This window comes from Streptomyces sp. SDT5-1, assembly GCF_052245995.1.
In the GTDB taxonomy this organism is placed as follows: Bacteria; Actinomycetota; Actinomycetes; order Streptomycetales; family Streptomycetaceae; genus Streptomyces.
Genome location: NZ_CM125963.1, coordinates 7,305,249 through 7,318,333 on the forward strand (window position 1 = coordinate 7,305,249; position 13,085 = coordinate 7,318,333).

Annotated in this window: 12 protein-coding genes; 4 read left to right on the plus strand and 8 right to left on the minus strand. The window is 70.8% G+C overall.

Features of this window, described 5'->3' with window-relative positions:
* Window positions 1–83 precede the first annotated feature (83 nt).
* Complete coding sequence (locus tag ACTWJ8_RS33585) at window positions 84–938, plus strand: SigB/SigF/SigG family RNA polymerase sigma factor (protein ID WP_443261307.1); 855 nt, start codon at window positions 84–86, stop codon at window positions 936–938.
* 230 nt (window positions 939–1,168) lie between these two features.
* Here the strand turns inward: ACTWJ8_RS33585 and ACTWJ8_RS33590 are convergent, their stop codons facing one another.
* The 3 genes from ACTWJ8_RS33590 to ACTWJ8_RS33600 all read right to left on the minus strand — a co-directional run bounded on the left by ACTWJ8_RS33590 (window position 1,169) and on the right by ACTWJ8_RS33600 (window position 3,572).
* Entirely contained in the window at window positions 1,169–1,624 is a 456-nt protein-coding gene (locus ACTWJ8_RS33590; protein WP_356373484.1) for an ATP-binding protein, read from the minus strand.
* 34 nt (window positions 1,625–1,658) lie between these two features.
* Window positions 1,659–2,357 carry a GAF domain-containing protein gene (locus ACTWJ8_RS33595; RefSeq protein WP_356373483.1) on the minus strand — a complete coding sequence of 233 codons (699 nt, stop codon included), beginning with the start codon at window positions 2,355–2,357 and terminating at the stop codon, window positions 1,659–1,661.
* Between the two features lie 165 nt (window positions 2,358–2,522).
* On the minus strand, window positions 2,523–3,572 hold the full coding sequence (locus tag ACTWJ8_RS33600) for an Lrp/AsnC family transcriptional regulator (RefSeq protein WP_356373482.1): 1,050 nt from the start codon (window positions 3,570–3,572) through the stop codon (window positions 2,523–2,525).
* A gap of 149 nt (window positions 3,573–3,721) precedes the next feature.
* On the opposite strand from ACTWJ8_RS33600, the gene ACTWJ8_RS33605 reads away from it, so the two are divergent.
* Together ACTWJ8_RS33605 and ACTWJ8_RS33610 are read left to right on the plus strand one after the other, a co-directional pair.
* Window positions 3,722–4,999 carry a metal-dependent hydrolase family protein gene (locus ACTWJ8_RS33605; RefSeq protein ID WP_356373481.1) on the plus strand — a complete coding sequence of 426 codons (1,278 nt, stop codon included), beginning with the start codon at window positions 3,722–3,724 and terminating at the stop codon, window positions 4,997–4,999.
* 36 nt (window positions 5,000–5,035) lie between these two features.
* Window positions 5,036–6,586, plus strand: coding sequence for an AbgT family transporter (locus tag ACTWJ8_RS33610; protein ID WP_443265079.1), 1,551 nt, complete (start codon window positions 5,036–5,038; stop codon window positions 6,584–6,586).
* A 36-nt stretch (window positions 6,587–6,622) separates the two neighbouring features.
* On the opposite strand, the gene ACTWJ8_RS33615 is transcribed toward ACTWJ8_RS33610, so the two are convergent.
* Window positions 6,623–8,089 (minus strand): non-reducing end alpha-L-arabinofuranosidase family hydrolase, encoded by a 1,467-nt coding sequence (locus ACTWJ8_RS33615; RefSeq protein WP_443261308.1) that lies wholly within the window; start codon window positions 8,087–8,089, stop codon window positions 6,623–6,625.
* 279 nt (window positions 8,090–8,368) lie between these two features.
* Here ACTWJ8_RS33615 and ACTWJ8_RS33620 point away from each other — a divergent pair, with 279 nt between their 5' ends.
* A complete protein-coding gene (locus tag ACTWJ8_RS33620; RefSeq protein ID WP_443261309.1) occupies window positions 8,369–9,802 on the plus strand; it encodes an endo-1,4-beta-xylanase in 1,434 nt (477 codons plus the stop codon).
* 45 nt (window positions 9,803–9,847) lie between these two features.
* Here ACTWJ8_RS33620 and ACTWJ8_RS33625 read toward each other — a convergent pair whose 3' ends face one another.
* From ACTWJ8_RS33625 to ACTWJ8_RS33640, 4 genes are read right to left on the minus strand one after another with little or no spacing between them, the layout of a single operon-like run.
* Window positions 9,848–10,642 carry an alpha/beta fold hydrolase gene (locus ACTWJ8_RS33625; protein WP_443261310.1) on the minus strand — a complete coding sequence of 265 codons (795 nt, stop codon included), beginning with the start codon at window positions 10,640–10,642 and terminating at the stop codon, window positions 9,848–9,850.
* Between the two features lie 16 nt (window positions 10,643–10,658).
* A complete protein-coding gene (locus tag ACTWJ8_RS33630; RefSeq protein WP_443261311.1) occupies window positions 10,659–11,699 on the minus strand; it encodes an LLM class flavin-dependent oxidoreductase in 1,041 nt (346 codons plus the stop codon).
* Entirely contained in the window at window positions 11,696–12,016 is a 321-nt protein-coding gene (fdxA, locus tag ACTWJ8_RS33635) for a ferredoxin (RefSeq protein ID WP_443261312.1), read from the minus strand. The genes ACTWJ8_RS33630 and fdxA overlap by 4 nt, the downstream gene beginning before the upstream one ends.
* A 7-nt stretch (window positions 12,017–12,023) precedes the next feature.
* The gene (locus ACTWJ8_RS33640; protein WP_443261313.1) at window positions 12,024–13,028 is read right to left on the minus strand and encodes an NAD(P)/FAD-dependent oxidoreductase; all 1,005 of its coding nucleotides are present in this window, start codon (window positions 13,026–13,028) and stop codon (window positions 12,024–12,026) included.
* Window positions 13,029–13,085: the final 57 nt, after the last annotated feature.

A 13,085-nucleotide genomic window follows, 5' to 3' on the forward strand; every position in this document is an offset into this window, starting at 1 on the left:
CGCACGCCGCACTTCCACCGGGGGAGTGCATCCGGATCGCGGGAGCGATGATGATGCCCCAGGCCAGCAGAGAAGTGGTACGCATGACGGAGCTCCACGAGCGACATACCACCGGCCTCGGCGGCGCCGCCGCGTCCGTCGAGGTCTCAGGCCCTTCGTCACCGAATGTCACCGGCCCGCTCACGGCGGCCGACATCCGCGACCTGTCGAAGTCGCTGTTCGCCAGGCTCGCCGACCTCGAAGAGGGCACGCGGGAGTACTCCTACGTGCGCAACAGCCTCGTCGAACTCAACCTCAACCTGGTGCACTACGCGGCCCGGCGCCTCCGGGTGCGCGGCGACTCGTACGAAGACGTGGTCCAGGTCGGCACGATCGGCCTGATCAAGGCCATCGACCGCTTCGAGCTGCAACGGGGCGCGGAGTTCACGAGCTTCGCCCTGCCCACCGTCATGGGCGAGATCAAGCGCTTCTTCCGCGACACCACGTGGGCCGTCCACGTCCCCCGTCGCATGCAGGAACTGGGCCTGAACGTCGAACGGGCGAGGACACGCCTGGAGCAGGCCGACGGACACACACCGACCGTCCCCGAACTCGCCGCCCATCTGGGCCTGGACGAGGGCCAGGTGGAGGAGGGGCTGACGGCGGCCGGGTGCAGCACGGCCGCCTCGCTCGACTGGTCCACCGCGGACGACCCGGACGATTCACTGGCCGACCGCATCGGCTGCCACGACGCGGAGTTGGCCAAGGCCGAGAACGTACAGGCGCTCAAGCCGATGATCGCGGCCCTGTCGCCCCGGGAGCGCAGGCTGCTCGCGCTGCGGTTCGTGGAGGAGCTGACGCAGGCCGAGATCGGACGCGAGCTCGGTGTCTCGCAGATGCATGTGTCGCGACTCCTCGCCCGCGTCCTCGAACGGCTTCGGGCGCAGCTCAGCGCGTAGGTACGTGGATGTGAGGGGCGGCCGGTGGCCTAGGGTCTGTCGTTTGGATCAGGCCGGGCTCGCGGGGTCTGGCACGCACGCTCGCGGCGTTGTCGTCGGTCGACGACGCTCCGCGTCGCCTCCCTCCTCCGCCTTGCGATCGCACGCTTCCCCAAGCTCTCGGCTTCGCTCGAGCAGGGGGAGACCCCATTACCCCGCTCCCTGATCCGGCCTGATCCAAACGACAGACCCTAGCGCGGGCCCCGGCCGCTCCCGCGTGGCACCGTGGCGCGCACCGACTTGCCGCCCGGTGCCGGTGTGACGGTGACCGTCCGAGAGAGGCGGCGGACCATGGGCCAGCCGAAGCCGCCCGTGCCGTCCAGCAGGTCGGGCGCGCGCTCGTGGGGCGGACGCCGGTCGGCGTCGCCCACCGTGACCACGATGCCGTCCGGGAGCGCCCGCAGTTGCAGGGTGCAGAAGGGGCCGCGCGCGTGGCGGACGGCGTTGGTGACGAGTTCCGAGACGACGAGCTCGACGTTCGCGGCGTCCTCTCCGGACATCGGCGGCCGCAGCCGGTCGAGGAAGCGGCGCGTACGCCGCCGGGCGTGGGCGGCGGCCTCCGGACGCTTGCGCAGCGCCGTCCGCTCGTGAGGTTCGTGGACGTCGTGAAGGTCGGTGTGCGGGTGGCCGGTGTGCTGCGTACGCACGATTCGTCCCTCCGTGGGGTGAGGTGACGGGTGGTCAGGAAGTGGTGACGCCCGGCCGCGCATCGGCCGGTTGAAGCACCAGGTCGCAGGTGTCGAGCAGCGATTGGTGGCGCCGTGTGCTGGTGGTCTGGAGCCAGGTCAGTGCCTCGCGCACGTCGCAGTCCTCGCGCGCGGCGAGGCAACCGGCGGCCCGGTGGATGCGCCGCCAGCGGGCCGCGCGGGTGTCGGTGGCCCATACGGGCTCGGTGTCCGCGGCGCCTGCGTGCACGGGCCGCCAGCGCAGCAGCTCCTCGTGGGCGAGCGCGGCGGCCCGTTCGGCCTCGGTGAGGTGTGCGGCGGTGAGGGCGGCGGGGCGGGTGAAGTAGAGACAGATCACGCCGACCGTGCGGCCGTGCCGGTGCAGCGGGAGCGCCAACGCCTGCCGGGCACCCGGCAGTTCATCGGCCCACCGCTCCCCGCCGCCTTCTTCCACCAGGACCGTCCGCGCCTCCAGCGCCGCGTGCACCGAGGGCCCTGCGGCGTGGGCGAACTGGGCGGCCTCGGCCCGCAGGGCGATCTCGTCACTGGCGTACAGCAACTGCCACTGCTCGAGGCAGGGCAGCAGCGACATCGTCGCGTGCTGCGCGCCCAGCGAGCGGGCGAACGCCGAGCACAACCGCATCGGCAGGGCGCGCCGCCCCACGGCCGCCGCGAGCGACACCTCGTGAACGACCGACGGATCTTCCTCCAACATTGCACATCACGCCCTTTCCGGCGGGCCCCTGCCCGTCCGGTCCCTCTCCTCCGATCCGGCGGCCCGTGTCCGCCGTGACGAAACGGTGGGAGTCCGTCTACCACTCCCTTGGGGGTCTCACGCACCCGATCTGTGAGCGTTCGAATCCGGTCCGTCGCGGACGTCTCAGCGTGCCTCCACCGGATGCCGCAGCGGCACGATCCCCGTCGTACGACCCGCGTGGTCGAGGAGGTGACCCATGTGCTTGACCGTGTGGAGGACCACCGAGCGGTCGTGGATCGTCAGGCGCGGCAGCCTGCGTGACAAGTGCGCCTCGAACGGGTGCACGTCGCCGAGCGAGCGGAGCCACACGTCGACGACGAGGTTGTGCGGGCCCGCCGTGATCGCGCAGGAGCGCACCTCGCGTATCCCGGCCATGACCGTGGCCGCCTCGTCGAGGTGGGCGGCCGGCACCGAGGCGAAGTAGACGGCGGAGAGCGGCCAGCCGGAGAGCGGCCGGGCGAGGTCGCAGCGGAGGTTCAGGCGCGCGGCGAGCAGGGCCTGGACCCGGCGGCGCACTGTGGTGGGGCCCGCGCCCGTGGCCGACGCCAGATCGCGCAGCGACATGCGGCCGTCCGCGCTGAGGAGTTCGAGGAGCCGCGCGTCCAGGGCGTCCCACGGCGCCTCAGGGGCGGGTGGCCGCGGAACGGGGTGGGCGGCCGCGGCCTCGACGCGGGCCGACTGGTCGGCGTCCAGGCTGCGCAGCCGCCATCTGCTGCCCTCGATGGGCGCTCCCGTGGACACATGGGTCCGGGTGGCCCGTACGCCGGTCGTCGCGCGGAACAGTTCCGTCGTCAGGTGAGTGAGTTCGTGCAGGTCGGCGGCGTGCACCGTCACCACGAGGTCGCGCCCACCGGCGGTGTGCTTGATGTTCGCCACCGCCGGCTCACCCGCGAGCGTGCGAGCCACGTCCTCCGCCCTGCCCGGCTCGGTGTCCACCTCGACGACCCCGGAGACCACCACACGCGGATCCGAGACCCGCGGATAGGCGGTCACCCACGCGAGACCCGCCTCCCGCAGGCGCTGCCACCGCCTGGCCGCCGTCACCGGGTTGATCCCGAGCACGTCGCCGACCAGCTTCCACGGGGCACGCGGGTGGATCTGGAGGGCGTGGACGATGCCGCGGTCCAGCTCGTCCAGCGCAGGTGGGTCCCACGGCGTGGCGCTTTCGTGCATCCGTACGGGCGGCCCATCCGTGCGTCCGCCCGCCGAAGCGGGGCCGAAAGCTGCGCAGCCGCACCGCGTTCCCGAGCCCGTTCCAGACTCCGTGTCCATCGTCGGCACCTCGCCCGCCCCCATCCCGAACCAAGGAGTGGTCCCACCCCATGTCGCACGCCCTCGCGCCCGAGGCCTCCCGCGGCCCGCTGCGCATCACCAACGCCCGCCTGATCGACGGCACCGGCGCCGCGCCCGTGGACGGCGCCGTCGTACTCGCCGACGCCGAGGGAGTCCTCACGTACGCGGGGCCTGCCGCAGGAGCGCCCGCCACCGCCACCGACACACCTGGCACCCGTGTCGTCGACGTCGCCGGTCGCACGGTACTTCCCGGCTTCTTCGACTGTCACGTACACATGGCGTACGCACACGGCGCGAACCCCGCACGACGCGGCGAACTCGACCCGGTGCTCGTCACCTACGACACCGCGACCCGGCTGAAGGACACCCTCGATGCCGGCATCACCAGCGCCCGCGACCTGGGCGGCCTGCCCGCCGGGTACCGCACGGCCGTCGAGACCGGCCGGATCGTCGGGCCGCGCCTGCACGTCGCGGTGCGCATCCTGTCCCACACCGGCGGCCACGCCGACGTCCGGCTTCCCGACGGCCACGACTTCAGCTGCAGCATGTCCGAGATCGTCGACACCGCCGACGAGGCACGTGTCGCCGTGCGCAAGGTGTTCCGCGACGGCGCCGATCTGGTCAAGGTGTGTGCCACCGGCGGTATGGGCTCCCCGTACGACCAGCCCGAGGACGAGGGGCTCACCGAGGACGAGATCCGCGCCGTCGTCGACGAGGCGGGGCGCCACCGCGGCAAGCCGGTCGCCGCACACGCGCAGGGCACCTCCGGCATCCTCAACGCGATCCGCGGCGGAGTCACCTCCATCGAGCACGGCTACGGGCTGACCGACCAGGCCATCGAGCTGGCGGGGGAGCGCGGAACGTTCGTCGTCCCGACGCTGTCCACCGTCTACGCGGGGATCGACAAGGAGACCATGCGGCCCTTCCACTACGAGAAGAAGGTCCGCTGGTCCGGCATCACCAAGGAGAACATCGCCCGCGCCATCGAGCAGGGCGCCCGCATCGCGCTCGGCACGGACGCCGCCGTCGGCCCGCACGGCGTGAACCTGATGGAGCTCAGCTACCTCAACGACCTCGGCATGGACCCCATGTCCGCGATCGTCGCCGGCACCCGCACCGCCGCCGAACTCCTCGGCGTGGACGACAGGTTGGGCACCCTCACGGCCGGTCGCCTGGCCGACATCGTCGTCTGCGACGGCGACCCGCTCAGCGACATCGGGATCCTCGGCGACCCCGGCAACATCGTCTGCGTCGTCCAGGACGGCGTGGTGCGCAAGGACCTGCTCCCGACGGAAGCGGCCGCCTGACCGGCCCCAGAGTGCGAAGGAGCCACCGTGGCCTCCTTGACCGACCATCCCAAGGCACCCGACGGCGGGCGCGGAACCGTCACCGACCGGGTGCTCGCACTGATCGAACGGGCCGGCAACGTCCTGCCCAACCCGGTGATCCTCTTCGTGGGCCTGTTCGCGCTCATCGCGGTGGTCTCCACCGCGCTCGGGTGGGCCGATGTGTCCGTCGCCGTGCCCGGGACGGACGACACCAAGCACATCACCGGCCTGCTCACCGGCGAAGGTGTGCGCTGGCTCGTGCAGAACCTGGTCACCAACTTCGCGTCCTTCCCGCCGATCGCCGCCGTACTGCTCATGATCATGGCGGTCGGTGTCGCCGAGAAGGCGGGTCTGCTCGAGACGGCGATGCGGGCCACCCTCGCCCGCGCCCCGCGCGCCCTGCTGCCGTACGTGGTGGCACTCGTCGCCTGCCAGGCGCACATGATGAGCGACGTGGCGGCGATCGTGCTTCCACCGCTCGCCGGGGTCGTCTTCAAGAGCGCGGGCCGCCACCCGGTGGCCGGCCTGATCGGCGGCTTCGCGTGTGTCACCGCCGGATACGCGGCCGGGTTCACGATCGGCTCCCTCGACGCCCTGTACGTGGGCATCACCCAGCGAGCCGTCGAGGCGCTGCCGGGCCTCCACCACGTCGACGTGAACATCCTCGCCAATTACTTCTTCACCGCCTCCAGCAGCCTCGTCCTCGGCCTCATCGGCGGCTTCCTGATCAGCAGGGTGCTCGAACCGCGGCTGCCCGCATGGGAGTCGGGGACCGAGGACGCGTCGGACGAGCCGGTGTCCCTCACCCCCGCCCAGCGCCGCGGCCTGCTCCTCACGGCGCTCGCCGTCCTCGCGTACGCGGCGGTGGTGCTGCTTCTGTGGCTGCCCGAGGGCGCGCCGCTGCGCGGCGACGGCGGTGCGCTGGTGCCTTCGCCGCTGCTCGACGGCATCGTCCCGGTCCTGTTCGGCGCGTTCCTGCTCGCCGGGGTGGTGTACGGGGTCACGGTGAAGGCGCTCACCGGCTCCGAGAGCGTCGTCGAGGCGATGACCGAATCGGTGCGGGGCATGGCCGGCTACGTGGTCATGATGTTTGTCGCGGCGCAGGTCATCGCCGTCTTCAACTGGACCAACGTGGGCGTCCTGATGGCCGTGAAGGCGGCCGCGCTGCTCGACTCGATCGGCCTGACCGGCTTCGGCGCCCTGATCGCCTTCGTGGCCGTGGTGGCGGTGCTCAACCTCTTCGTCCTCTCCGGCTCCGCCCTGTGGTCCCTGATCGGCCCCGTGTTCGTCCCGGCGTTCATGCTGCTCGGCATGAGCCCGGCGTTGACCCAGGCGGCGTTCCGCATCGGCGACTCGGCCACGGCCGTCATCACCCCGATGAACCCGTACGTCTTCCTCCTCCTGGCCCTGATCCAGCGCTACGAGCCCGAGGCCCGCCTCGGCACCCTCATCGCACGGCTCGCGATCTTCGTCCTCCCGTTCATGGCGGCGTGGCTGGCGATCCTGGCGATCTTCTACGGCTTCGACGTACCGCTCGGGCCGGGGGCGGGGATCGGCCTCAAGTAGCCGAGACACCTTCGCTGTCCGCCCCCGGCCCTCAGCTCAGCGGCGCTGCGTCAACAGCCCCGGCCGATAAGGCAGAAGGCCGTAGTCCCCGCCCGAGGAGGGGCTGCGGCCCTGGTAGAGGAGTTGGAGGTTGCAGGGGTCGACGGTCATGGTCTGGTCGGGGCCGGTGCGGATCAGTTCGCCGTGGCTGATGTCGTTGGTCCAGGTGGCTCCGCTGTTGGCCTTGCCGGCGAAGGGGTTGCTCTCGGTCGCGGCCTGGGGCGTCCAGGAACCGCTCAGGCTGGTGGCCGTGAACGAGCGGAAGTAGCGGCCCTGCGAGCCGATCGCCTCGACGATCATGAGGTAGCGGTTCTGTCCCCGCAGCTTGTAGACCTGTGGGGCCTCGAACAGGTTGTTCGTCGTGTCGCTCATGACCACGGTCGAGTTCGTGCCGAAGCTGCCCGGGAAGTTCCCGATGGGCATGGTCGCCCGGTAGATCTTGCCGTTGTCACCGGCGAAGAACAGGTACATGTTCGTCCCGTCGCCGATGAGTGTCTGGTCGATGGGCCCCGTCCCGGAGTCGGCGATGGTTCCGGAGAAGAGCACCTGCGGCGACGACCAGCCGTTCGGGTCTGCGGGGTTGGTCGACGTACGGTACGAGAAGGCGCTGCCGCCCCACTGGTACGTGAGCACCCAGATGTTCTTGGGCGCGAAGTAGAACAGCGTGGGCGCGACGGCGGAGTTCGACATCTTGTTCTGGCCGGCCGACGCCATGTCCGGCCAGTCGCTGAACAGGTCGAAGTTCATCGAGCCCCAACTCGTCCCCGTGTCGTGCGTCGTGGCGTACACGAGCTGCTTTCCCTGGTACGGGACGACGGTGAAGTCCTTGAGCGATACCCACCCGGACTTCGGCTGTGCGAGTGCGCCCGTCGAGGTCCAGCTGTACGACGAGGGGAGCGCGCAGGAGCCGGAGTCGCCGCCGACCTTGACGAGCTCCCACTGCTGGTTGGCGCCGCCCCAGTCGTCGTACTGGACGATGTTCGCGCCGTCCGCGGTGGATCCGCCCTGCACTTCGAGGGCCTTGCCGCTGTGGCGCGCGACGAGCCGCACGTAGCCGTCCGCGCTGTCGGCGAGGCGCCACTGCTGGTTGGTGGCGTTCTGATCGGTCCACTGGACGATCGCGGCGCCGTTGGCGGTGGACTTGCTCTGGACGTCGAGGACCTTGCCCGAGAGGCGCGACTTGACGCGGTACCAGCCACCGCCGGAGTCCACGAACTGCCACTGCTGCTGGCTCTGGTCGTTCCTGGACCACTGGGTGATGCGGGCGCCGTCACCGGTCGCCATGTTGTAGACGTCGAGGGCCTTTCCGCTGTTGCGATTGACCAGGACGTACGAGGCGTTGGGGTCGACGGTCGCCGCTTGCGCGGGCTGCGCGCCGAGGAAGGCGGCGACGAGCAGCAGGGGTGAGAGGACGGCGAGCAGACGTCTGAGGCGGACGGGCGTCGACGGGCGGCGTAACCACATCGGAGGGACTCCTTGCAGAGGTGGGGGTTTCGAAAACTTCCGGAAGATTCCGGGAGGCGTTGACGCCACAAGCTAGGAATCGGGTCCCCTTCGGTCAAGGTGTGTCGCGGAAGTGGCCGCAATTCGGCGTCCGTGGCCTTCCGGCAGTACTTCGGAAATTTCGGCCGCGAGTATTGACGAGTCACCGTCAATCCCTCGACCATCCCTGTCTGAGAAGCCGGTCATGGTTCGACATCTCGGACCGCGACCGGCCCCCGTGTCTACCGTGGAGGCACCGTCATGGGCTCGTACGCCCTGTTCAGACCCCTTGTCAGCCGAAGGCTCCGCGCACTGCTCTTATCGCTGACCGTCTGCGTGGTCAGTGCCGCGGCCGCACTCCTCGTGCCGCAGCCCGCACACGCCGCCGAGAGCACGCTGGGCGCCGCCGCGGCGCAAAGTGGCCGCTACTTCGGCACGGCCATCGCCTCGGGCAAGCTCGGCGACTCGACGTACACGTCGATCGCCGGCCGCGAGTTCAACATGGTGACGGCCGAGAACGAGATGAAGATCGACGCCACCGAACCGCAGCGCGGCCAGTTCAGCTTCACTGCCGCCGACCGCGTCTACAACTGGGCCGTGCAGAACGGCAAGAAGGTGCGCGGGCACACCCTCGCCTGGCACTCCCAGCAGCCCAGCTGGATGCAGAACCTGAGCGGCAGCACCCTCCGCCAGGCGATGATCGACCACATCAACGGCGTGATGGGCCACTACAAGGGCAAGATCGCCCAGTGGGACGTCGTCAACGAGGCCTTCGCCGACGGCAGTTCGGGCGCCCGACGCGACTCCAACCTTCAGCGCACCGGCAACGACTGGATCGAGGTCGCCTTCCGCACGGCGCGCGCCGCCGATCCGTCCGCCAAGCTCTGCTACAACGACTACAACGTCGAGAACTGGACCTGGGCGAAGACCCAGGCCATGTACAACATGGTCAAGGACTTCAAGCAGCGCGGCGTGCCCATCGACTGCGTCGGCTTCCAGTCGCACTTCAACAGCGGCAGCCCGTACAACAGCAACTTCCGCACCACGCTGCAGAACTTCGCCGCGCTCGGCGTCGACGTGGCCATCACGGAGCTCGACATCCAGGGTGCCCCCGCCTCGACGTACGCCAGTGTCACCAACGACTGCCTGGCCGTGGCGCGCTGCCTCGGCATCACCGTGTGGGGTGTGCGGGACACCGACTCCTGGCGCTCGAGCGACACACCACTGCTGTTCAACGGTGACGGCAGCAAGAAGGCCGCCTACACCGCCGTCCTCAACGCGCTCAACGGCGGCTCGACCACGACACCTCCCACGGGCGGCGGGCAGATCAAGGGCGTCGGCTCGGGCCGCTGCCTGGACGTCCCCAACTCCAGCACCACCGACGGCACCCAGGTCCAGCTGTGGGACTGCTCGGGCGGCACCAACCAGCAGTGGACGTACACCGACGCCGGTGAACTCCGGGTCTACGGCAACAAGTGCCTGGACGCGGGCGGCACCGGCAACGGCGCCAAGGTCCAGATCTACGGCTGCTGGGGCGCCGACAACCAGAAGTGGCGCCTGAACTCCGACGGCTCCATCGTCGGCGTCCAGTCGGGCCTCTGCCTCGACGCCGTCTCGGCCGGCACCGCCAACGGCACACAGATCCAGCTCTACTCGTGCTCGGGCGGCAGCAACCAGCGGTGGACCCGCACCTGATGCACGTCAGGGGGCGCCGCCCCGGCGGCGCCCCCGTCCGGCCAGTCACCCGCTTCCGGCCCACTCCACCACGGCGGCGGCGAACTCGGCGGGTACCTGCTCCGGCGCCGCAACATGACCGTCGGACAGCACACGGGTCGCGCAGCCGAGCGCCGCAGCGAACTTCGCCAGGGACGGCCGCGAGTACGTGTCATGGGGCGCGCACACGGCGAGCGTGCGGGCCGTGATGTGTGGCAGGCGGGGCTCCATGGCGTACCGGCGCACGGCTTCGTGGCCCTCCTCGACGCGGTCGATGACCGTCAGCGCGTCGACGACATAGCGGCCCAGCGGCGCCTCCTCGCCGGGGCGGTAGAAGCGCCGTCGCCTGTCCCACAGGTCCTGGAGGTGCGTGCCGTCGGGCCTCGGAACCACGTGATCGACCCGGCTGTGGGGTCCCTCGCGCTTCTCGTCGTCGACGAACGGGGTCCCCGACAGCATCATGCTCGCCACCCGGCCCCCGAAGCGGGCCGCGAGCTCCACGGCGATCACCCCGCCGGTGTGGTGGCCCACCAGGTGGAAGCGGTCGAGGCCGAGCGCCTCGATCAGGTCGGACGCGCCGTCGGCGAAGCGCTCGACGGTGTGCGGCCCGGTGGGTTTCGTGGACGCGCCGTAGCCCACCGTGTCCATGGCGATCGCCCGGTACCCGGCGCCCACCAGAGGGAGGACGTCGAGGTACTCCGTCCAGGAGCGTGGTGTCTGGTGGAGCAGCAGCACGGGCTCGCCCGCACCGCACTCCGCATAGTGCAACTGGCCGAAGCGGCTGGGCACATAGCCCTTCCGCAGTGTGGTCGGGTCCTTCATGGGTGACTCGCTCTCGTCACAGGGCCGGCAGCACCGAGGCACCGACGGCCTCGATGAGCTCGGTGGGCGGGTCGTACGAGCCGACGTGCTGGAGGAAGACCCCGCCGACGCCGTCGGCGTGCAGGGCGCGCAGCCGGCGCGCGATGTCGTCGGCCGTGCCGAAGAGACAGAACTCCTCGGCGAACCGCAGCGCCGTGACGTCGTCGACCCACGCGGACGCCACCTTCACCGCGGCGTCCCAGTCCTCGGCGTGCACCAGGTCCGGATACACACCTTCGACGGTGTCGGGTACGTCGACGTGGATGCCGGCGAGTGCGAGGAACGGGGCGCCGCCGTTCTGGGCGATCGAGGCACAGATGGGCTTGATGCGACGGGCCGCCGCCTCGACGTCGTCGGTCACCTCGCAGTACGCGGACACCGTCACGGGCACCGTCCCCACCGCGCGGCCGGCCGCCCGCTCACCCTCCCGTACGCGGGCCGTGGCACCGGAGAGCGTACGCGGCGAGACACCGCTGAGGAGGATGGCACCGTCGGCCGCCTCACCGGCGAGGCGCAGATTCCGCGGGCCGCTGGCCGCCAGGTGCAGCGGCACCCCGGGTTGGGGATCGCGCAGCCGGGAGCGGACCGTTCCCGCGGGCCCGGCGAACTCGTGCTCCTCGCCGTCCAGGAGGGAGCGCAACAGGGCGAGGCCCGCACGCATCTCGCCGGTCGTGCTCTGGCGCAGCCCGACGGGACCGACGGAGCTGTTGCCCACACCGAGGCCGAGGGTGAAGCGGCCCGGTGCCAGTTCGGCGACGCTGCGGGCGGCGGAGGCGACGACGGCCGGATGGCGTGTCGCCAGATTGGTGACCGCCGTGCCCAGGCCGATCCGCTCGGTGCCGAGCGCGGCGGCCGTGAGCGTGGTGAACACGTCGCGCCACAGCAGCTGCGAGTCCGGGAACCAAGCGGCGTCGAACCCGAGTCGCTCCGCTCTGCGTACGGTCGCCGTGATCCGGTCGGCGCGGTCGCAGGGCGGGACACGTACGCCGACCGACACACGCTCCGTGGAGGCAGTCACCTGGCACTCACCAGCGGGGTGTCGACGCCCACGGGACCGAGCGGCGTCGCGCCGCCGGGGGAGCCGAGGGCGGCGTCGCGGCCGGGGAGGATCTCCACGAAGAAGGCCTTGTTGTCCTCGCGGAAGTCGGGGTCGGCCTTGCGGTCGACAGTGATCGCCTGCTCGGGGCAGGCGACTTCGCAGGCCCCGCAGTCGATGCACTCCATGGGGTTGATGTAGAGCTTGCGCTCGCCCTCGTAGATGCAGTCGACCGGGCACTCCTCCATGCAGGACCGGTCCATGATGTCGACGCAGGAAGAGCCGATGACGTACGCCATGGTGTGTTCAGTGCTCCTTCTCGGTGGAGTGGCCGGGGAACAGGGCCGCCTCCGGATCGATGACGGTGGCCGCGTTGTTGACGGCGGTGGCGGCCTCGCCGAAGCCGACCGAGATCAGGCGGACCTTGCCGGGGTAGTCGGTGATGTCACCGGCGGCGAACACCCGCGGCAGATTGGTGGCCATGTGGGTGTCGACGGTGATCTTCCGGGCGTTGAGGTCCAGGCCCCAGTGCTGCAGCGGTCCGAGGTCGGCGAGGAAGCCGAGCGCGGCGACGACGGTTCCGGCCGGGACGAGGCGGATCTCCTTGGTGGTGCGGTGCCGGATCTCGGCCCGCTCCACCCGGTCGGCGCCGATGAGCCGGCTGACCTCGCTGTCCGTGACGATCTCGACGCCGAGGTCGCGGACCTTCTCCACGGACGCCGCGTGGGCGCGGAAACGCGCGGTGCGGTGCACGAGGGTGACCGAGCGGGCGATCGGGGCGAGCAGCGCGGCCCAGTCGAAGGCGCTGTCGCCGCCGCCGACGACCAGCACGTCCCGGTCCGCGTGCGCGGACGGGTCCGGCACGAAGTACTCGAGCCCACGGCCCAGGAACTCCTCCCCGGCGGGCAGCGGGCGCGGAGTGAAAGTCCCCACGCCGCCCGTGATGACGACCGCCTTGGCCCGCACCGTCGCCCCCTGATCGCTGCGGACGACGGGCAGCCCTTCGGCGTCGTGCGTCAGCTCGGCGGCCCGGTGGCCAAGGAGGTAGTGCGGGGAGTACGGCTCGGCCTGGGCGACGAGGCCGTCCACCAGGTCGCGGCCGCGCACGGACAGGAAGCCGGCGATGTCGAAGATCGGTTTCTCCGGGTACATCGCGCTGATCTGCCCGCCGAGCTGCGGAAGGACGTCCATCACGGTGACGGTCAGGCCGCGGAACCCGGCGTAGTACGCGCCGTACAGGCCCGCGGGTCCCGCGCCGATGATCAGGACGTCGGTGGTCAGGACGCCGGTGTCGTCGGTGAGTTGGCTCATGTCGTGAGCGTAGGAACGGGGGAGCGGTTCCCCCTACGGAGTCGTTCCGGTGAGCAG

What these genes read in the sequence shown, in the direction of transcription:
- ACTWJ8_RS33625 (WP_443261310.1), bottom strand. Translation starts at nt 10,642, where the DNA reads ATGAAGGACCCGACCACACTGCGGAAGGGCTATGTGCCCAGCCGCTTC.
- ACTWJ8_RS33600 (WP_356373482.1), bottom strand. Translation starts at nt 3,572, where the DNA reads ATGCACGAAAGCGCCACGCCGTGGGACCCACCTGCGCTGGACGAGCTG.
- ACTWJ8_RS33585 (WP_443261307.1), top strand. Translation starts at nt 84, where the DNA reads ATGACGGAGCTCCACGAGCGACATACCACCGGCCTCGGCGGCGCCGCC.
- ACTWJ8_RS33620 (WP_443261309.1), top strand. Translation starts at nt 8,369, where the DNA reads ATGGGCTCGTACGCCCTGTTCAGACCCCTTGTCAGCCGAAGGCTCCGC.
- ACTWJ8_RS33615 (WP_443261308.1), bottom strand. Translation starts at nt 8,089, where the DNA reads ATGTGGTTACGCCGCCCGTCGACGCCCGTCCGCCTCAGACGTCTGCTC.
- ACTWJ8_RS33605 (WP_356373481.1), top strand. Translation starts at nt 3,722, where the DNA reads ATGTCGCACGCCCTCGCGCCCGAGGCCTCCCGCGGCCCGCTGCGCATC.
- ACTWJ8_RS33595 (WP_356373483.1), bottom strand. Translation starts at nt 2,357, where the DNA reads ATGTTGGAGGAAGATCCGTCGGTCGTTCACGAGGTGTCGCTCGCGGCG.
- ACTWJ8_RS33640 (WP_443261313.1), bottom strand. Translation starts at nt 13,028, where the DNA reads ATGAGCCAACTCACCGACGACACCGGCGTCCTGACCACCGACGTCCTG.
- fdxA (WP_443261312.1), bottom strand. Translation starts at nt 12,016, where the DNA reads ATGGCGTACGTCATCGGCTCTTCCTGCGTCGACATCATGGACCGGTCC.